14 protein-coding genes are annotated in these 20,777 nt (G+C 41.5%); 11 read left to right on the top strand and 3 right to left on the bottom strand.

Annotated elements, in window-relative coordinates:
• Positions 1 to 58: 58 nt before the first annotated feature.
• Positions 59 to 3,118: an efflux RND transporter permease subunit gene (locus RSX31_RS04295; protein ID WP_315633477.1), complete on the bottom strand. Its 3,060-nt coding sequence runs from the start codon at positions 3,116 to 3,118 to the stop codon at positions 59 to 61.
• Between the two features lie 212 nt (positions 3,119 to 3,330).
• On the opposite strand from RSX31_RS04295, the gene RSX31_RS04300 reads away from it, so the two are divergent.
• Positions 3,331 to 4,212 carry a TetR/AcrR family transcriptional regulator gene (locus RSX31_RS04300; RefSeq protein WP_282137852.1) on the top strand — a complete coding sequence of 294 codons (882 nt, stop codon included), beginning with the start codon at positions 3,331 to 3,333 and terminating at the stop codon, positions 4,210 to 4,212.
• A 190-nt stretch (positions 4,213 to 4,402) separates the two neighbouring features.
• Positions 4,403 to 11,965, top strand: a complete 7,563-nt coding sequence (locus tag RSX31_RS04305) for a carboxypeptidase regulatory-like domain-containing protein (RefSeq protein ID WP_315633479.1) — start codon at positions 4,403 to 4,405, stop codon at positions 11,963 to 11,965.
• Positions 11,966 to 12,029: 64 nt separating this feature from the next.
• On the opposite strand, the gene RSX31_RS04310 is transcribed toward RSX31_RS04305, so the two are convergent.
• The gene (locus tag RSX31_RS04310; RefSeq protein WP_315633481.1) at positions 12,030 to 12,464 is read right to left on the bottom strand and encodes a VOC family protein; all 435 of its coding nucleotides are present in this window, start codon (positions 12,462 to 12,464) and stop codon (positions 12,030 to 12,032) included.
• 94 nt (positions 12,465 to 12,558) lie between these two features.
• Between RSX31_RS04310 and RSX31_RS04315 the strand changes: the two genes are divergently transcribed.
• From RSX31_RS04315 to RSX31_RS04355, 9 genes are all read left to right on the top strand, one after another.
• Positions 12,559 to 13,194, top strand: a complete 636-nt coding sequence (locus RSX31_RS04315; protein WP_315633483.1) for an RNA polymerase sigma factor — start codon at positions 12,559 to 12,561, stop codon at positions 13,192 to 13,194.
• A 12-nt stretch (positions 13,195 to 13,206) separates the two neighbouring features.
• Complete coding sequence (locus tag RSX31_RS04320; protein WP_315633485.1) at positions 13,207 to 13,680, top strand: GyrI-like domain-containing protein; 474 nt, start codon at positions 13,207 to 13,209, stop codon at positions 13,678 to 13,680.
• Between the two features lie 538 nt (positions 13,681 to 14,218).
• Entirely contained in the window at positions 14,219 to 14,869 is a 651-nt protein-coding gene (locus tag RSX31_RS04325; RefSeq protein ID WP_148993781.1) for an ABC transporter permease, read from the top strand.
• A gap of 18 nt (positions 14,870 to 14,887) precedes the next feature.
• Entirely contained in the window at positions 14,888 to 15,880 is a 993-nt protein-coding gene (locus tag RSX31_RS04330) for an ABC transporter ATP-binding protein (protein WP_315633488.1), read from the top strand.
• Between the two features lie 4 nt (positions 15,881 to 15,884).
• On the top strand, positions 15,885 to 16,622 hold the full coding sequence (locus RSX31_RS04335; RefSeq protein ID WP_315633490.1) for an ABC transporter permease: 738 nt from the start codon (positions 15,885 to 15,887) through the stop codon (positions 16,620 to 16,622).
• 24 nt (positions 16,623 to 16,646) lie between these two features.
• Complete coding sequence (locus RSX31_RS04340) at positions 16,647 to 17,552, top strand: glycine betaine ABC transporter substrate-binding protein (RefSeq protein ID WP_315633492.1); 906 nt, start codon at positions 16,647 to 16,649, stop codon at positions 17,550 to 17,552.
• Positions 17,553 to 17,706: 154 nt separating this feature from the next.
• Entirely contained in the window at positions 17,707 to 18,444 is a 738-nt protein-coding gene (locus RSX31_RS04345) for a glycosyltransferase (protein WP_315633493.1), read from the top strand.
• 185 nt (positions 18,445 to 18,629) lie between these two features.
• A complete protein-coding gene (locus RSX31_RS04350; RefSeq protein ID WP_148993785.1) occupies positions 18,630 to 19,202 on the top strand; it encodes a sugar O-acetyltransferase in 573 nt (190 codons plus the stop codon).
• A 273-nt stretch (positions 19,203 to 19,475) separates the two neighbouring features.
• Complete coding sequence (locus tag RSX31_RS04355; protein WP_315633536.1) at positions 19,476 to 19,829, top strand: GNAT family N-acetyltransferase; 354 nt, start codon at positions 19,476 to 19,478, stop codon at positions 19,827 to 19,829.
• A gap of 37 nt (positions 19,830 to 19,866) precedes the next feature.
• Here RSX31_RS04355 and RSX31_RS04360 read toward each other — a convergent pair whose 3' ends face one another.
• Complete coding sequence (locus RSX31_RS04360) at positions 19,867 to 20,502, bottom strand: glycosyltransferase (RefSeq protein WP_315633494.1); 636 nt, start codon at positions 20,500 to 20,502, stop codon at positions 19,867 to 19,869.
• Positions 20,503 to 20,777: the final 275 nt, after the last annotated feature.

Genomic DNA, 20,777 nt, shown 5'->3' on the forward strand with positions numbered 1-20,777 from the left:
ATTGTTCCTTAAATCAAGAAAAAGAGGGGTGTCACATGGACACACCTCTAAAATATTCTTATGCTTCGCGCTTATTTCTTCTAAATCGGTGGAAGACAAGATACATCATCGGAACTATGATCAACGTTAATACAGCAGAGAACAGGATACCCGAAATAATGGTAACAGCAAGTGGTGTGAAAAGGGCATCGCCGCTGACTGCAACAGGAATAAGTGCCACAATCGACGTGAGAGCTGTCAGTAAAATTGGACGAATACGGGTACGCCCTGATTCTACAACTGCTTCCTTCACGCTCATACCACTCTTCAATCCCTGTTCAATAAACTCAATTAACACGACAGAGTTCCTCACAACGATACCGGTTAAAGACACCATCCCCATGACAGCCAGGAAGCTGATCGGGGTTTGAGTAACGAATAACCCGAGAATCGCACCTGCAATGGCAAGATAAACAGCGACAAGAACTAAGAACGGAAGTGATAATGAATTAAATTGAAGAGCAATGACTAAATACACTAGGAAAATGACTATTGTAAATAGTACTGTGATCTCCGCGAAGAAGTCATTCTGAGCTTCATTTTCCCCGCCTAAAGTAATGGAATAATTGTTGTCGTCTAGGTTTTCTCGTACATCTTTCACTATATCCTGGACATTTTCTTTATAGTTTTCCTCATTCTCAGGAAAAGCACGAATCGTAATTGCACGTTCCCCGTCTTTATGAGGGATGAGTTGAAGTTCTTCTTTCTTTTCAGGAGTCACCAGCTCACCAAGGGAAATCAGCTTCGGTGGTCCAGCAGGGTTAGCTGTTTCAGCGGGAACCTCTAGAGAAGACAGATTCATTCCAGCATCATTTCCTTCTAATACCAGTGTCATAGCACGTTTCGTGACACCATTATCAAAGGCTTTCATCGGAATGCCTTCTGTAGCCAATCGGAGTTGTTGGCTGATCTGATTGATTGTAATACCATTTTCCTCGAGAAGCTCACGGTTTGGAACATATTCAATTGTGGGCTCCATTTCCCCAACATTATCAACGACTAGATCAGTATCGAGTTTTTCAATTTCAGTTGAAATCGTATCACGAAGTTCAATCAATCGATCCATCTCAGGACCAGAAACCGTTACTGTGACAGGAGCCCCTGCCGGAGGACCTTGCTGGATCGTTTCCATGAAGATCAACGCATCAGGATATTCTTCTCTAAGTTTGTCAGTCCATTCGTCAATCAGACCTTGAGCCGTTTGGTTTTCACGATCGACTCTCGCAACCAATTGACCTGTATTTTGACCGGAATTTGAAAGAGAGCTGTTAAATAAGTTAGGTAGTCCTGAACCAGCAAAAGCCGAGGTTTCATAGACACCCTCATCCGTTTTTAATAGTTGTTCCATGTCTTCTAAAGTGCTCGCTGTTTCATCAATCATGGTACCGATTGGTAACGTTACATCAATCGTTACTTCTTCGCGGTCAGCTGACGGGAAGAATTCAAATGGTGTAAGAGCAATCAGACCGAAGATGGCGGTTGTGAAGATGAGACCGATGGCAGATACCAAGACAGGTCGTTTTGAAAACTTCTTTAGAATAGTATCAGCATAAAAGTCAGCCAGCCTATTCAATGGTTTTCCTAGTAAACCGGGTGCATCTGGTACTTTTTTCGTTGTTCTACTATAAAGCAGGTATCTCATGATCGGAACAAAGATCAGTGCAACAAGTGTTGATGCGATGATCGTCGTTATCAGAACAGTCGGCAATGCTCTTATGAACGCTCCGTTTCCGCCTGATAAAAATATAAGAGGAAGGAACGTGAATACAATGGCAAGAGAAGAGGTCACAATCGAAACCCAGATCTCTTTGACACCATTTACGGCTCCCATAAGCGCACGATCACCAAGCTTGTAGCGACGTTGAATATTGTCATTCACAACAATTGAGTCATCCACAAGGATACCGAGAGCAATGATGGCACCGATGACGGAGATCTGATTAAGATCCACACCGGAAAATGGCAGTGGAATCAACCCCATCAGGACGGAAATCGGAACGGCTAATGCAACCACGAACGCTCCAGAAACGGTAAGTCCCAATGCCGTTGTCAAGATAACAGCTACAACGGAAATAGCAAGGGACATAAATAATCCATCAAAGATGTCTGTTACAATCGAGGCCTGAGAGTAATAAGGTTCAAGATTCACATCAGAAGGAAGAGATTTTGCCAGTTCATCCACTTTGTCGCTTACTTTCTCATCCACAGAGGGGATATCTTCCCCTGCCTGAACAAATGCTGTAAAGGAGAGGGAAGGCTTGCCTTCAAATGTGACAATATCTTTAACCTCTTTAGGAGCAATTTCAACGTTTGCTATATCTTGTAAAAAGACCGATTCTCCATCAGGATTCTTGCCAACAAAAAGCTCGTTCATTTCATTAAGAGTTGAGTAATGATCAACCGTTAATTGAACGACTTCCTTATCGACTTCTTGTTTTCCTAGAGGAGTAGGATAGTATTCATCATTAATCGCACTCATGACAGTAGAAGGATTGAGTCCGGATTCTTTTAGTTCATCCTGTTTTAATTCTATGACAATTTCTTCTTCAGGTAATCCTTTTACCGTTATACTGGAAACACCCGAGATTTCCTCGACTTCTTCCTGCCAACGGTTCATTTCTTCACGAAGAGTAAGGAGGGATTCCTTATTATCACTTGTGAGGTGGAAGGAAACAATCGGCATTTTCACCGTGGATTCGTTAATTTCCGGATCGAATACCTCGTCAGGAAAAGAGGTGGAAGCATCTGAAACTGCTTGTCGCACATCTCCAAACACTTCTTTTTTGTTTTCTCCATCTTCAACCTCTACAATAATAGTAGAGAAACCGGCTGAAGAGGAGGAGCTGATTTCTTTAATTCCATCGATGGACTGCAGAGAAGATTCGATGGGATTGGTTACCGTCCTCTCAACAGAGTCAACGGTTGCACCTGGATAAACGGTGCTGACCGTTCCAATGTTCACGCTTGTTTCAGGTATTTCCCGCTGTGGTAATTGTAAAAAAGTAAAAATACCGATTATCACAAACAACAAGACAAAAATCAGTGTGATTTTGGAACGGTTTAAAATAGCTTTCAACATGAATGTTATCCTCCTTTGATAATGTTTTGACTCATGGGTCAAATGTTTTTTTATAACTTGAATATTTACTGATATAACAGTCATTAATCGGTTGACTCACTAGTCATTTTACATGTATTTTTTCTCTAGTCAAGAAATAATGCTCTTCTATTTTTGGGAGAGTATGGTTAAAATGATAGAGTGAATTTTCTCTGGATTTAGAGGTGTAGAAATTGGATAAACGTAAATCAATACTCGAATCAGCCGTAGAGCTCTTTGCAGAACACGGATATAATCAAACATCCATGCAGCAAATCGCCGAAAGTGTCGGCATTTCAAAGGGCTCCCTATACTCATTTTTTCAATCAAAAGAAGATTTAATCATATCGATTTATGAACATTATCAGCAACTTGTCTTCGAACGGGCTTTTGTCGTCGGACTAGAAGGTAACTTACCACCTCTTGAACGGTTCGCAAAGCAGTTTCAAGTACAATTTGAAGGGATACTTGAATATAAGTCATATATGAAGATGCACATGCGTGGAGATTCCTCGAAGAATAGTGAGAAATTGGCTGCAATGGAACACCGTATGAGAGGACGGTTATTTAGCTGGCTCGAGCATAATCTATTAGAAGTATTTGGTGGTAAGATCAAACCTTACATATGGGACCTCATGTGGATGACCCAATCCATCTATTCATCGTATATGATGCTTTTGATTTCTACCGACGATACCTTGGATCCTTCTGTTCTCGGGAAACATTTAGTGAGACAGATTTCCCTTCTTGCTGAAGATTTTCTCGAAGGTAAGAGCAAGCCGTTATTAAATGATAAGATGATGAAATCATTTTCTGTAAGCATGGATCGGGAAGGGGCCTTCATTTCATTTGAAAAAAGGGAGAATGCCTGGAAGGGATTGTATGAGAAAATAAGCGGGTTGAGTGTAGAAAAAGTCAAGTATTACATGAATATCGCCAATCGGATTTCAGAGGAATGCCGCCAAGCGGAGCCGGACGAGTTGATCATCAAAGGGTTATTTCGATTGTTGATGGATGTAGAGGAATTGAAAATAGAAGCTGAAGAGTTAGAGATGCAGCTCCTTCCTGATAAATAGGGAGGAGTCTTTTTGTTGAATAGTAGAAATAGATAGAATTAGAAATTTAATATCATCAAGAATGAGCAAAAGAATTACATTAGAACCAAAAATCGCACCACTTCACAAGTTTTCTAGTCATTTGGTAAGGCAAAACTCCTATTGTTTCAATACCATAATAAAGACCAAATCATTTAAAGGAGGGTTTTTTATGGCATTTCCCAGTAATGCACAATACACCCCGGTTTTAGTAGGGGGAACACCATTGTTTGACGTTTTGGGAGACGAGAGTCCCGTATCGACGGATATTGTAGGAAATTCAACATTCCCTGCAGGATTCTTCGCGTACGATGGTACCAATGTCTATTTCCGGTTAAGGCTGAATGGGGACCCCCGTAACAATCAGTTAACAGGCTTCAGGAATTTCTCATGGGGTGTTTTGATCAACACTACTGGTGTGGCAGGGACGTACGATTGGCTCTTTAACGTAGATGGGTTGAATAATCGTGTGAGTTTGATTAAAAATACAGTGAAATTAGTGAATTCGTGGAATGATCCAGCTGAAGGAACTGGAGGGGGGAATCCTAATTTCGCCCAGAAGATTACCAATTTTGATTTTGCCAGGGTATCGCCTGCTGATTCCAGCATTGGTGGGGAGCAGGATTTCTTTCTTGATTGGTTTCTCCCGGCAAGCACCGTCTTCTCTTTCTTAGGCATAAATGCTTCATCAGCTATTCGTGCCGTGTATTTTACCTCTGCAAACGCTAATAACTTTAATAAAGATTCCTTAAGAACGAGCGAGGGTTTTTCATTTGCAAATGCATTGACAGACCCCATCACTCCAGAACAAGCTGATATAAGAGCAAAATTAACAACGAATAAGGTATTGAACACCGGGCCACAAACAGTTGTTCTTGGCCAGCAAGCAAATTGGAGCGGCTCCATTACAGTCACCAATTCCGGGCGTTCTCAAGCAACATCTGTCTTTCTGGATGATATTATCGGGCCTGATGTCGTTAACTCTTTTGTCGTGAATTCCACTTCACAAGGATTAACAACGTACAATTCAGTGACTAAATTGCTTACCTGGAATGTGGGGAATCTGAATCCCGGTGCCACTGCAACATTAACATTTACATTAAATGGTGCATTCACGACTAGTGGTTCACGGAATTTAGATAGGGTACAAGCTTCAGGTTTTGATACTTCATCAGGGAATGCAATACAATCAAACACATCTGTCGTCAATATCACTGTCCAGCAGACCGCCACAATCAATGGGATAATTACCGATCAATCAACAGGATTGGCACTCCCGAATACAACAGTGTCTCTTCTTCAAGGAATGAGCACGATTGCTACAACTCAATCAAACGCAAGTGGATTTTATACATTTACGAATGTAGTACCTGGAAACTATACAGTACAGGCTGCTTTAACGAACTATGTAACAGGATCAGCTAACGTAACGGCAGTAGGTGGTACATCAACAACGGCGGATATTGCACTTGTACCTCAGCCGAGTACGATTTCCGGAAATGTATCAAATGGCGGTCCCATTAACAATGCAGCCGTCCAGCTTCTCAATAATTCAGGAACCGTAATAGACACCACATCCACTAACGGAGCAGGAAACTATTCTTTCGTAAATGTAACTCCGGGTATTTATAATGTTTCTGTTATCGCAGCCGGTTTTCAATCTCAAGTTAAATCCGTCATGACAGCGCCCAACCAGGCAGCGGTCGTCAATTTTACCCTCTTTGCAAATCCGGGAGCTATTTCAGGTACGGTCCGTGATTCCTCCAATAATACAGCCATCCCACTGGCAAATTTAGAGTTGATTGATTCAAACGGAGTACTCATTGCCACCACGACGGCAGATGGAAGCGGTCAATATTCCTTTAATAATTTCGCTCCAGGGAATTATCAAGTCAGGTCTTTCGCTACAAACTATAGTACAACGACAGTATCTTCAACGGTTACAGCTGGCAATACCACAGTAACCAACATTTTCCTTGAGCCCAATCCCGGCTCTATTCAAGGCACGGTAGTAGACGGCGATACCTTGACGGCCATTTCAGGAGCCTCAGTACAGGCAGTGAACGGTCAAAATGTCATCGTAGCCTCTGCAACAACAAACGGAAGTGGACAATATTCATTTGATAGTCTTCTACCTGGATCGTATTCTCTTATCTTTACAGCTGACGGGTTTGCGACCATAAACCTCGGTGCGGTTGTTACATCAAACACTTCTACAACTGTGAATGCGTTTTTATCCAAGCTTGCTGGAGCACTTCAAGGAACAATACTGGATCCCAATGCCGCCGGGATACCAAGTGCAACGGTTACCATATTCCAAAATAATATTCAGATTAATTCTGTAGTAACTGACTCAAATGGTAACTACATGGTCTCCGGACTTCCTCCTGGAAGCTATACGGTTGTTGCTAGTGCACCCAATTACACCACTGAAACCGTTGCAGCAATGATTGTAAATGGTCAATCCACCTCGTTAAATATTACGTTAAACGAAGATCCAGGTACATTGACGGGGTTTGTTAGAGACACGAATAATGCCCCGATTGCCGGAGGAAGTATTACGGTTCAAATCAGTACCGGGGCAGGAATCATTGTTGCTACCACTGTCACGTCACCTGACGGATCCTACACGGTTCAGAGCCTTGCCCCCGGGAATTACACCGTTGTCGCAGCAGCATCAAATTTTCAGGCTGCCACTCAAGGGGTGACTGTTGTTTCGAATATGACCTCTATCGTGAACTTTAACTTGGCAGCTGATCCAGGTTCAATATCTGGAATCGTATCAAATGCCCAAACAGGCACGCCAATAGTTGGTGCAAATGTGGAGGTAAGAATTGTTGATTCAAGTGGAGCAGTCATCGCGACCGTTTTGACAGATAATAATGGAGAATATGTTGTAAATGGATTGGCTCCAAGTATTTACACGGTCCTGGTTTCAGCATCAGATTTTCAAACCAATGCCGCTACTGTACAAGTCACCTCAAATCAAACAGTGGATGGAAGCATCGCACTTGAACCTGATCCCGGTCAGATAACGGGGACAGTCTTAGACAGTGTTGGGAGTAACCCTATCCCTGGAGCAAGTGTCAGCATCGTGAATAGCTCAGGAACACTGATTACAACGGTATTAACGGATCCAAACGGAATATTCATGGTTGAAGGACTCGCACCTGATAACTATACAGTGAATGTATTTGCAAACGACTTCCAAAACGGGACAGTGGGAGCCCTAGTAAATTCAGGGCAGACAACGCCGGTTTCGGTTTCACTGGAACCTAATCCAGGAGCGATAACGGGGACCATCAGCCCCCTTTTAACGAATACAACTATTCAACTTCGGAATGTTAACAACGTATTAATCGATTCAGTCGTGCCAAATCAGGATGGGACATTTTCATTCAATAATTTAACGCCGGGAAACTACACCGTTTTAGGATCGGCTCCTAACTATTCAACTGCCCAGGCTGGAGCTTTCGTCCTGGCGAATCAAACTTCAACCGTGGATCTGACTCTTACCCCAAACCCAGGCACAGTGTCAGGGATCGTGACGGATAATCTTGGAAATCCACTTGTAAACGCCATTGTACAAATCCTTGATCAAAATAATAGTTTAATCGGTTCAGGATTCACTGACTCATCTGGACAATATATTGTCGGAAATCTTCCAAGCGGATCATTCAATGTGGTTGTCAATTCACCTGGGTTCGGGCAGGTCATTACAGGGATTTTCGTAGAGGTGGGTCAAGATTTAAGCGATGTAAATATTTCCTTGATACCGAACCCGGGCTCCATCAACGGTCAGATCACTAATCGAACCACAGGAGAACCGATTTCAGGCGTAACTGTAATCATCATTGATGGAAGTTCTCAAATTCCAGTCGCAACAACAACAACTTCAGTATTTGGAAACTATTCAGTTAGTGGCTTATCACCGGGCTCATATATTGTCTCAGCAACTAAAATGAATTTTACCACAGAGCAGATTGGAGCCATTGTCATTAGTGATACAGATACGAGAGCCGATTTGTCACTAGGAGAAAATCCAGGTGCATTAGAAGGAAATGTTGAAGACACCAATGGAAATCCAATAACAGGAAATGATATTCAGATTTCAGTGTACAATGAAAACAATGTTCTGGTAGTTGCATTTTTTGCAAATTCAGACGGCACATACACTGTTCCATCTCTCGCGCCGGGTACGTACTTCATTACAGCTACGGTACCGAACTTTTCTTCCTCAACCGTTTCAGCAATCGTAGAATCCAATCAAACTAGTACTGTAACAAACGTATTAGCTGCAATTCCAGTAATGTTAACCGTTCAAGTCCTGATTGAAAACACTGCGAATCCAATCCAAGGAGCAACGGTCACGGTGAGGCACGCCAATAACATCCCTATTGCAACAGGAATCACAGATGAAAGTGGATTTGTCACGTTTTTCTCTTTACCCACAGGAACATTGAATATCACAGCTGATGCTTCTTCGTTTGGAACGGATACGAAGTCTGTTATCGGTGGCCCGGGGGATATTCTATTTGCATCCCTGAATCTGGCGCAAAATCCTGGTCAACTCCAAGGGTTTATTTCAAATCTTACTAACGGAAATGCAATCCCTAACGCCGTCATTCAACTATACGATTTCACGAATGTTCTCGTCCAAACCACGTTATCTAATCAAAACGGAGAATATACCTTCTCGGGAGTAAGTCCTGGAGTGTACACGGTCATTGCCAATGCAACAGATTTTGGGCCGGAGACGGCTGGTGCCATCGTAGAATCAAATCAAACCAGTTTACTAAGCTTTGCATTAAGTGCAAATCCGGGTATCGTACAAGGATTTGTCCGGGACTCGCTCACGCTTAATCCGATTCCAGGTGCAAACGTCGAAGTCAGGGAGCTTTCAGGATCGGGTCCAATCATTTTTACCACGATTACGGATTCGAATGGGTTCTTCCAGACGACGACCCTCTCCCCAAGGGTATATGTATTAGTCGGAAGCAGTCCTGGTTTTGGCACAAGCGCTGTATCGGCAGAAGTGATGAGTGGAGGTGTTACTGAAATTGAGCTTCTTCTTACGCCAAATCCGGGGTCCCTTGTCGGAACTGCTAGAGATGCTGCGACATTACAACCATTGACAGACACATTAATCAGGGTCATCGACAACCAGGGAACAGTAGTAGCGACCGTACAAACGTCTGTTGACGGAACATATCTTATCGAAGGTCTTGCTCAAGGAAGCTATTCTGTAGCCGCCATTAACCCTGACTATCAATCCGAAATTGTTCAAACAAACATTCAGCCTGATTCTACGACATTATTAGACTTTAATCTTCAGGGCAATCCCGCGACTCTTAGTGGGAACATCGTTGATGCATTCGATCAGTCCCCTTTAACCGGTGTAATTGTTGAAGTTTATTTAAGTGGAACCGACATTCTGGTGAGACGTGTCCTTACTGACGAAAACGGAAACTATTTAATCGAAGGACTGCCGCAAGGAACCTTTGAGGTGAAAGCTCAGCTTCAAGATTACGCCATAAATGTGAATACCGTATTTATATCACCTGGTGATAGTGAAGTGCTGAATGTTGAACTTGTTCCATTCCCTGCAACGGTTCAAGGAACGATTAGAGATGCAGACACATTTGATCTACTTAGCGGTGCACTTGTACAGGTGGTTATACCAAATACCGACATCGTTGTTGGGAGCATCATTACATCCAGTGACGGTACGTATTCCATCGGTAATTTACCACAGGGAAGCTATAATGTAGTCATATCAGCAGACGGCTATGCCACTGAGGTTGTACCGGTCATCCTTGCTCCAAATGGGACAGAAACGGTGAATGCGAATCTTGACCCGAATCCAGCAACCATTTCCGGCGAGGTATTAAATGCTCAATCGGCTGCCGGAATACAAGGTGCGTTAGTGAGAGTTTTTAACTCTGACGGCGTGTTTATTACAAGCATTTTAACCGATGATAATGGTTTCTACACAATTTCCGGTTTGGGAGCAGGTCAATACACTGTTATAGCGAGTGCACCCGGTTTCGCAGATGGCATTAATATCGTTACGCTATCACCGGGTGAAACCGAATCACTGAATTTCAGCTTATCAAACCAAACCGCAACTCTTAGAGGAATTGTACGGGATAACGTGAACAATCAACCGCTTCAATCCGCTCTAGTACAAGTTTTCAGAATAGGTACAACGATCCCGATTGCCTCTGTCCTTACCAATGGCTCTGGTGAGTATGTGATTGAGGGGTTAGATCCCAGAGAATATCGAGTCGTCTTTTCAGCTGATGGATACACAAGTGAAGTCTTCAGGATTTTCCTTACCAATGGTGAAGACCGGACACTTAATGTGAATCTCCTGCGCCAGCCAGCAACCATTGCAGGTAATGTAACCGATGCGACAACAGGACTGCCTATCCAAAGTGCCGGCGTCATTACGGTGATCAGTGGAAGTGGAATCGTAGTAGCGTCCACCTTGACGGACCAAGAAGGAAATTATATATTAACTGGTCTGGCACCTGGTGATTACAACGTGATCTTCTCAGCTGATGGATACGTCAGGTCGACGTTCAAGATCACATTAAGCCCGAATGAAACAGCCATCCTCAATGCCGCTTTAGAACCAAATCCCGCTACCATTACGGGAAATGTACGTGACGTGAATACGCTCGATCCGATCGGGAACGCAATCATCCAAGTATTCACACTCGATGGAATATTACTGGGAGTTACCCTTACAGATATGAATGGTAGTTACATCATTTCTGGTTTGCCTGGGGGAACAGTCGTACTGGTCGTGCGTGCACAAGGATATCAAAGTCAAATGCAAAATGTCACCGTGACAAGAGGTAACACGACGACAGTCAACTTCTTATTAGAGGATAATCCGTCAAGCATAAGTGGGATTGTCACTGACATTCGAACAGGCGAACCCATTTCCCAAGTTCTTGTTCAAATCTTCCCGATAGGTTCCATTGTTCCGATTCGTTCTACCTTAACAGATCCAAATGGATTCTATATCCTAACGGGATTACCTGCAGGAACCTACGTGATTCGATTCACTGCAGCAGGCTACCCGGTCAAAGAGATTTCCATTGTACTTGGAGAAGGCGAAAACCTACAGTTAAACGTTCAATTAGGAGAAGAAGCCCCACCTCCGCCACCAGGAAGTATAAGACCTGAATGCATCTCTGTAGAAAAAGTGTATGACTGGGTCATCGCAACCCATAACACCACTCAATCCGTCAGTCTCTCACCTGATTGCAGGGAGTTTGTAGATGAACTCGTGGCAAGAGGAGATGGAATACATGTAGAGTGTCAGCTCAATCCAAATACCGAGACGAGATGCTTGCTCCTTTCGTTCGAAACTGGAACACCGGGTTATGTAGTGATACGGGGGCAAGCGTTTTTGCTTGTGACCATCCAATCCTTATTTAATGAAGAAGATTTCTGCACCATGGAAGTACCAATCTTCTTTGATAAAAAACTAGCCGTATGCTTACCAGAAGGAATGGATGCAAGCAATGTGAACTGCTCTCTTATGGATATCAAGTGTCGTGAGAAAGAGGGAAGCCTCACTCGTGAACAAGTGAAACTTCAACTCATCGCATGCCTGGAAATAGAAATACTTCATCCAGTCGTTCTTGAAGTTTTAGGAACTTTCTGTACACCAAGGACCAATGTCAAGCGTGTGGAAGAAGAAGAAAAGGATATGTGTTAATAATAAAAAGAGGTGCCCTTCAGTGGAGAGCACCTCTTTTTTATGGGGAATGATTAAAGATGAATCAGTAACTTGAACTTCCTTTTTTTGTTTCTTGAGATTTTCTAATGTTTTTTCGATGGAAGGGAGAATCTTCTTGTTCATTTACGACACTAAAGGGATTGTTGTCTAGATCAAAGAAATCAAACCCTTTCATACCACCAAAGTCCTCAATAGGGGTAGTGACAACACCTGCACTCTTTAACTTCTCATGCACAGCCTCAATATTGTCTACTAAAAAATTAAAGTACACATTTTTCCTCTTCCCACTGATGACAAATTCAGTAGGCTGAGGGGATTCCACCTGAACCAATCCTATTTGAGTGTCACTATTAGGGAAATAAAAACCTGCACCACCATCCCAGGTATCAATCTTTCTCACACCTAAATGCTTTTCATACCATTTCATCGATTTCTCCATGTCCGTCACCGGGATAAATACACTACCGACTTTAAACAAAAAACTCACTCCTTCTATTTGGAATTCATTGGTATAACGATTATACTAGAATAAAAGTTACAAATGTTTTTAAATTTTTTTTGAAAGGACGAAAATGTTGATTTTTGAGGAACTGGAAACTACGATTCTAAAACTTTATAAGTATTGTATGAAGCTATCTGGTTCTATTCCAGAAGCAGAAGACCTTGTTCAGGATACCCTTTTGAAAACTTACAGATTGATGAAGTCAGATCCCGAACGAAACTTATCCATGTCCTTTCTCTATACCATCGCCAAAAACCTTTTTATCGATGGGAGAAGAAGAAGAAAAGATATGGTTTATTTTCATGAAGAGTATCATTTCGAATCGCATGACTTTACCGAATATGACTCTCTGTTGGAATGTCTATTTACAGTGTTACCCCTTAAGCAAGCTATGCTTCTCATATTGAAAGACGTGTATGGCTACTCATCTAAAGAAATCGCCTCAATGCTTCGAATCAGCGATACATCGGTCAAGACCGCTCTTCACCGTGCCAGAAATAGACTGATGAAGGGTGCTCCATATGCAAATTCTGATAAACAACTCCTTTTTGAAATAACAAACTCTATCAAGGAATCAAATACATTACGATTATTTCAATATTATCGACTACTAGAAACCAAGTATTACAGTGCCTCGAGAAAATCAGTGAATACTATTGGCTATGTTGTTGATCCAGATGGAAATGTGTTAGAAATCATCAATTGAGGAGGTATAATTATGATAACGCGTAACATAAAAGTGAAGAAAAATGGTGAATTGAACTTAATAGGTTTTCGAGTCGTATGCCCCGGTGACCAGTACATAATAGAGATTCCAAAAGCTGCTTCTAAATTGAAAGAAAGGGTCCATGAGATTCAGCATCTTATAAATAAGCAGATTCAACTTGGTGCGTTCATTGCAGAGGACACTACTGGCGACTTGGATGGATACTGGGTAGGGATGGAAGTGGAGAAGATTGAAGTTATTCCCCCTGGCATGGTGTCTTTAACGATTCCGCCACAAACCTATGTAAGTACCTTTTATCAAGGGACGAATCATGGAATTAGAGATGCATATCGTGACATGCATGAATGGGCAGGGATAAATGGATATGCAAGACGTAGAGATTTATGGCACTTAGAGAAATTTCATCGTTTTGATAGTGGTGAACAGGTAGAAGTGGAATTGTTGGATACAGTTGAATCGAAGTGATTGGATGACTGACTCTGATAGTAGAGTCGGTTTTTTTGTTTGGACGTGAGGGGAGAGGGGGATTTGGTGTTATTAATTATGCAGAAAAGGTTGGTACGCTTGCAATCATGGGTTTGAGACCGATTCGCCGTTAAAACGAAAATATCGCCGTTATCTCCTTTTTCAGCACATGCATCATCATGAAAATTAAACCCTAATGGACCCAACCGACCGTTTCATAACTCTTTCACTAAAAAATTCTAATTTTTAAAAAATTATTATATAATTCCCAAAAAACCAAAAAAGACTAAACAATGATAGGTATCGCATACCCTCCACACCTCTCATTACACCTCTTGATCCAACAAAAATTCACAGCCAAAACTTAACCTTTTCCACCACTATTTTCCGACATAATGTTTCAAAATTCCACAAATGGGGTAAAAGAATGTTGGCGCAATTATACGGTTATACTAAATCCGTGGGTCGTCAGGACTAGATTAGATCCTGGACGGCTTTTGTTTTGCCCAAAATACAAAAATAAAGGAGGGTGTAAACTGTGGAGAAATGGATGAAGTTTCTGGAGGTTAATGCACCTCGAATTCTTGACTTGACGATTGAGCATGCAGTGCTCGTCGGACTTGCGATTTTCGTTGCCCTTTTAATCGGGATACCTTTAGGGATATATTTAACAACCAATGATTATTTGGCGGAGACCGTGCTGCAGATTGCCTCGGTTATGCTGACTATTCCCAGCATTGCCTTGTTTGGGGTGATGATTCCGATTTTTTCAATCATCAACCAGGGAATAGGATTTGTTCCGGCCTTTGTGGCATTGGTTCTTTATTCTCAGCTACCTATTATACGGAATACATATACAGCGATTCGAAACGTAAGTCCTGAGATGCGTGATGCGGCGAAGGGGGTCGGGATGAAGACTCATCAACGTCTGCTGCGGGTAGAGATCCCAAATGCATTCCCTGTAATCATGGCGGGGATCAGAACAGCCGTCGTCTTAAACATAGGAATCGGTGTAATTGCAGCTTATATCGGAGCTGGTGGCCTCGGAGTCCTTATTACTCAAGGGATTTCCAGAGGAGACAATTATTTAATTATTAGTGGATCTGTAGCAGTGGCGATATTGGCTATGATTGCAGATGCAATCCTATTATGGATTCAAAAGCGATACACACCAAAAAGCATTGCATAAAGTGGAAGAGGTGAAGAGATGATTACATTTGATCATACAACGAAAACTTACGAAGGCGATGTGACAGCGGTTAAAGGTGTCGACTTTACCGTTGAGAAAGGTCACATAGTCGTATTATTAGGTCCATCAGGGTGTGGGAAAACCACCTTATTGCGAATGGTGAACAGGCTGGAATCGATTACAGACGGAAAAATCATCATCGACGGGCAGGACTCAATGGATTTAAATCAAATTGAATTGCGTAGAAAAATCGGGTACGTCATTCAAAGTAACGGACTGTTCCCTAATATGACGATCGAGGAAAACGTTATGATTGTTCCTGACATGCTAGGCTGGAGCAAAAAGAAAAAGAAAGAGCGGTTCAATAAGCTGATGGATATGATCGGCCTTAACGGAGATAAGTTCAGTAGGAGATATCCACATGAGTTATCCGGAGGTCAGCAGCAAAGAATTGGTGTTATTCGGGCGCTGGCAGCAGATCCTCCAGTAATGTTGATGGACGAACCGTTTGGGGCACTTGATCCAATCATTCGTGAAAAAATACAGGATGAATTTCTGCAGATACAGCGTGAAGTGAAGAAAACGATTCTTTTTGTGAGTCATGATATCGATGAAGCGATTAAAATGGCAGATAAGATTGTTCTATTGCGTGGAGGAGAAATCATGCAGTACGACACTCCATCAGAAATGCTCGTCCGTCCAAAAAGTGATTTTGTATATGAGTTCTTTGGTAAAGATCGTGCCATCAAAAGTTTAAGTTTACATACGATTGAAAACTTGAAGAACATCATTGGCTTAGCTGACTTTGATGAATCCATTCCTGATACCAAAACGATCAATATTCGTCATGATCTTCGAAATACCTTGTCAATGCTTTTAAATCAGGAAGCTGACCAGGTCATCGTGACGGATGATGCAGGTATTAAACAAGGGGCCATTACGATTGATCTTGTACAAAAATATCTACACTATGAGATCAAAGGAAAAACGAACCTGGTTCAGAAAGGATGATTCTGTGAATACAAAAAAGGTTGTCAGTAATGTCGTTCGGTATTTCGTATATGCACTGGTCATCCTTTTCTTTGCCTGGGCTATTAAAAATCAATACTTCGATTATATGTTCAGTCAATCGAAAACGTTTCTCCTTTTATTGAAGCAGCATTTACAGCTGGTAGTTGTTTCTTCCATATTAGCTCTTATAATCGCGATCCCGGCTGGAATCTTGATTACACGAAAGCAGTTCAGACGAGCAGAGTGGATCGTGTCTAATACAGTCAATTTTGGCCAAACGATTCCTAGCTTAGCGGTTCTTGCACTTATGATCAGTATATTAGGAATCGGTTTTAAAACAGCCATTTTTGCACTGTTTATTTATTCCCTTTTACCGATTTACAGAAATACGGTTGCTGGAATTGACTCAATTGATGAAAATCTTATCGATGCTGCCAGAGGAATGGGGATGAAGCCGTATCAAATCCTCTTACGTATTGAATTACCCAATGCAGCATATTCAATCCTGGCTGGAATCCGAACAGCGGTCGTATTGAATATCGGTACAGCTGCCCTGGCTTATGTCGTCGGTGGTGGAGGATTAGGTGTATGGATTTTTACAGGTATTCAATTGTTCGATAATGGATACTTAATATCAGGCGCCATACCTGTAACGATACTAGCGATACTGGTAGATTTACTACTGCGATTGGTGGAGAGAATCGTCGTTCCAAAAGGTACGAAACAAACATTAGAAATGTAATTCATAAAGCAGGAGGTGACGATCATGATACGGAATTCAAAGTGGATAGGGATTCTCATCCTGACTCTTATGCTAAGCGCCTGTTCGAACGTAGGGATAGGAGGTAAACAAATTTCTGTAGGTGGAAAGAACTTTACGGAGCAATATCTTCTTTCAGAGATGACCGCTTTTCTATTAAAGGAAGAAGGTTTCAAAGTAAAGCAAATGAACAACCTGGGAAGTACGGTTGTTCGTAAAGCATTGGAAAACGAGCAGGTGGATATGATGTGGGAATACACGGGAACGGCCCTTATCACATATATGGGACAAGAACCGATGTCAGACCCCGAAAAGACCTTTCAAAAAGTGAAAGAGCTTGATGCGAAAAGGAACATTCATTGGATGAATATGTCCAATGTGAATAACACATACGCACTAGTCATGAATAAGGATCAGGCAAAGGAATTGGATATTGTATCAATCAGTGATCTGGCTGATTATGTCAATAACAATCCTGGCGAATTAACAATGGCGTCTGATGCAGAATTTGCGAATCGTCCGGACGGTCTTCCAGGAGTAGAGGAATTGTACGGTTTCAAATTCGGTTCGGGACAGATCAAACAGATGGATCTCGGCCTGACCCAAAGAGCACTGAATAACCGCCAAGTCGATGTTTCGGTTGCCTTTGAGACAGATGCAACGATTGTAGATTATGACCTGGTGACGTTGAAGGACGATAAGAAATTCTTTCCACCGTACCGGGCCGCCGTAAGCATAAATAAAAACGTTTATGAAAAATACCCGGAAATCAAAGACATCACCGCTAAATTAGCCGATAAACTTAACAGTGATATTATGAGGGAGCTAAATTACAAAGTGGATATTGAAGGGAATAGTGTATCCGTTGTGGCTCATGACTGGCTTGTTGAGAATGAGTTGATTAAAGAATAGATCAATGATAAAAAAAAGAACTAAACCGCCTTTGGTTTAGTTCTTTTTTGAATATGATAGCCACTTTATAGCTCATTCGTCTAAGCATAAAACAATGGAGTGAATAGTCTATAGTAATTACGTCTTTGTTCAAGGCAACATTGGAGGAGTTTTCTTGAAACCTACTGTGTCTATTGTTATACCTTTTTATAATTGTTCATATGTCGATCAGGCGATTCGTAGTGCATTGAATCAATCTTACTCGAACGTTGAAGTAGTTGTAATTGATGATGGATCAACAAAAGAACTTGAGAGGCTAACACCCTTTTTAAATCAAATTAACTACTTCAGAAAAGAAAATGGAGGAACGGCATCGGCTGTAAATGAAGGAATAAAGAGAGCAAGTGGAGATTATATCGCTTGGTTGAGTTCAGATGACTATTTCGATCATCTGAAAATAGAGAAGCAATTGGATTATATGTTACGAAGGAGGGCTAAGGCAAGCTTCCATAATTATGATGTTATTAACCAAACAAATGAAGTGTTGCTCCCCTGCATTGGAAAGAGATTTACCAATGCAGAAGAAATATATCATACCTTTTTGTCTATCAATCCTGTCAATGGGTGTTCCATCATGGTGCATAAAGATGTGTTCAGGGATATAGGATATTTCAGTACAGAATTTAAATTCACGCAAGATTTTGAGATGTGGAACAGGATGTTAATCAATGGGTATGTCATATATTATTTAGATGAGGTTTTATTGAAGTATAGATCACACCCTGAGTCGGGAACGAGTAAACATTCTGACAAATTGAAGAAGGAGGTATCCATTATTAAACAACATTATCATCATAAGATCCTTCATTATCTGTCAGAAAATGGGGCTGCATTGAAGAGCATCAGATTCTAAGAATGAACTGATCATGAAGAATTTACTGGACTCCTAATACCATTTACCACATACAGAATACTGATCAATTCATATTTGTCAGTTTAAATCACCTTGGCAGACTCCCAACCGAGCCAGAAGAGACACTCTTCTGGTATATTCAATTTAAAAATAGTAAACTTACTACATATTAAGGAGGCACTTAAATGAAAACTGAAAAACAGAAAATGCTGGACGGTGATCTTTACGAACCATGGGACCCGCAATTAATGAGTGAGAGAAAACAAGCCCGTTTTTTAACTCGTATGCTAAATCAAACCACAGAAGAAGATGATGAGAAGAGAGTGGATGCCATAAAAAGGTTGTTCGGATCTACAGGGGAAAACGTATATTTAGAGCCTGACTTCAGATGTGATTATGGATATAACATTCACGTCGGCAATCATTTCTTCGCTAATTTTAACTGTGTGATTTTGGATGTGTGTGAAGTCCGCTTCGGTGAAAATTGTATGCTCGCACCTGGAGTACATATTTACACAGCGACTCACCCAGTGAATCCTATTGAACGAAACAAAGGACCGGAATTCGGGAAGCCTGTCAAAATCGGAGACAACTGCTGGATCGGTGGAGGCGCAATTATCAATCCCGGAGTGACGATAGGTGATAATGTGGTTATTGCTTCTGGTGCAGTTGTGACAAAGAATGTCCCGTCTAATGTAGTGGTGGGTGGAAATCCTGCCCGTATCATCAAGGAGATTGACTTGGAAGATAAGAGGTAATCTTTTTCAAAAGGTTGTTTCTTAAAGGTTGCAGTTTAACGAACTACGTAATTCATTGGACCTGAGAGGCATTACTTGCTTCTATTCAAAATAAAATTGGTCAACTTTCTTCTTGAAAAGGGTGAAATGATGAAAATACAAGCCATGCTCCCGTCAGTTTGGGAACAAGTTAGTAACATTTATTTAGAGGGGATCAATACAGGAAACGCGAATTTTCAAAACGTAGTACCTTCTTGGGAAGATTGAGACGAAACACATCTTAAGGATTGTCGGATTGTAGCAATCATCGATGGGCAAATAGTTGGTTGGGCCGCCCTGAGTCCCATCTCAAGTAGATGCGTATATGCAGGCGTCACTGAAGTCAGTGTGTATGTCAGTATGAAATATAATAGAAAAGGTATTGGGAGCGCCCTCATGAAATCATTAATTGAACAAAGTGAGGAACAAGGAATTTGGACCTTACAGTCAGGGGTTTTTCCAGAGAACCTTTCGAGTATTCACCTTCATAAAAAATATGGTTTTCGTGAGGTAGGCATAAGAGAAAGAATTGGAAGACTGGATGGAGCCTGGCGGGATGTGGTGCTGCTTGAAAGAAGAAGTGACAGAGTTGGTAATGAAGATTATTAAAAGCCAGGATGGCTCGATCATCCTAGCTCTGAAACAATTAAAACTTCTCCGGAAACTGCTTTACAATTCCAGCTGTTAGGGCATCAGACAGGTGAAGAATATGGGCTCTCCCTTTATCGAAGCTTGTAATGTTTCCTTTCCAGTCTTTCTTGATACGTGCGACTGCTTCATCGCTGACGAATTGCAAGTGCATATATAACAGGTCTTTTAGCGCATTTTCAGACCAGTAAGGATTTGCTTTTGCTAAAAATCCTGCAATGTCATCTGCATTTCGATACCATTCTTTGTTTAATTTCTCCACCGCTGCTTGCTTTCCATTTTTTGCGGCATCAACGATTTTTCCTGCCAATACAATATGCTCAGTCAACAAATCAGCCAGCTTATTACCAGCCTCTTCGCCGTAAAAAGGTTTTATTGCATTCCCGATGTCTTTTTGATTTTGAAGTAATCTTGCAAGGACCACATCCTGATCCTCTAATCCATCAACGGCACTTATAATATAATTACGGGTATAGATGACATGCTCGTTCCATAAGATTCTCATGTCTTCTTTTGCTTTCACGTTGGCTTCGCTTACACATTCAGCCTGCTTAGCTTCTGCTGAAGTACTGAGTGCAGGTAAGAAAGAAAGTGTTATCATAAACCCCACCACAAGAATTCCAATCTTTTTCACTAATACTCCTCCATTCATTTTGCTTTCGCCTTTTATTATTCACTTCTTTTCCCCATTCACTCATAGAAACCTAATTGGTAAAATGTGCTGATATATTTGAAATAGTAATCGAGGATGGAAGGTACGTAGAATGGATGCGATTTCTCTCTTTTTTAGGGAAGCCGTAATTGAAAAGAGATTCAATTTTTTTTAAAAAAAGGCTCTGTTAAAGTATGTTGTTGATAATTGCGTATGACGAACGAATGTTCTATAATAAAGTCATCAAATATGAGTTG

This window comes from Rossellomorea yichunensis, from assembly GCF_032337515.1.
GTDB classification, from domain to species: domain Bacteria; phylum Bacillota; class Bacilli; order Bacillales; family Bacillaceae_B; genus Rossellomorea; species Rossellomorea yichunensis.

Excerpts from the sequence above, each read along its gene's own strand:
- RSX31_RS04295 (WP_315633477.1), bottom strand. The coding sequence starts at position 3,118 with ATGTTGAAAGCTATTTTAAACCGTTCCAAAATCACACTGATTTTTGTC.
- RSX31_RS04305 (WP_315633479.1), top strand. The coding sequence starts at position 4,403 with ATGGCATTTCCCAGTAATGCACAATACACCCCGGTTTTAGTAGGGGGA.
- RSX31_RS04315 (WP_315633483.1), top strand. The coding sequence starts at position 12,559 with ATGTTGATTTTTGAGGAACTGGAAACTACGATTCTAAAACTTTATAAG.
- RSX31_RS04320 (WP_315633485.1), top strand. The coding sequence starts at position 13,207 with ATGATAACGCGTAACATAAAAGTGAAGAAAAATGGTGAATTGAACTTA.
- RSX31_RS04330 (WP_315633488.1), top strand. The coding sequence starts at position 14,888 with ATGATTACATTTGATCATACAACGAAAACTTACGAAGGCGATGTGACA.
- RSX31_RS04340 (WP_315633492.1), top strand. The coding sequence starts at position 16,647 with ATGATACGGAATTCAAAGTGGATAGGGATTCTCATCCTGACTCTTATG.
- RSX31_RS04350 (WP_148993785.1), top strand. The coding sequence starts at position 18,630 with ATGAAAACTGAAAAACAGAAAATGCTGGACGGTGATCTTTACGAACCA.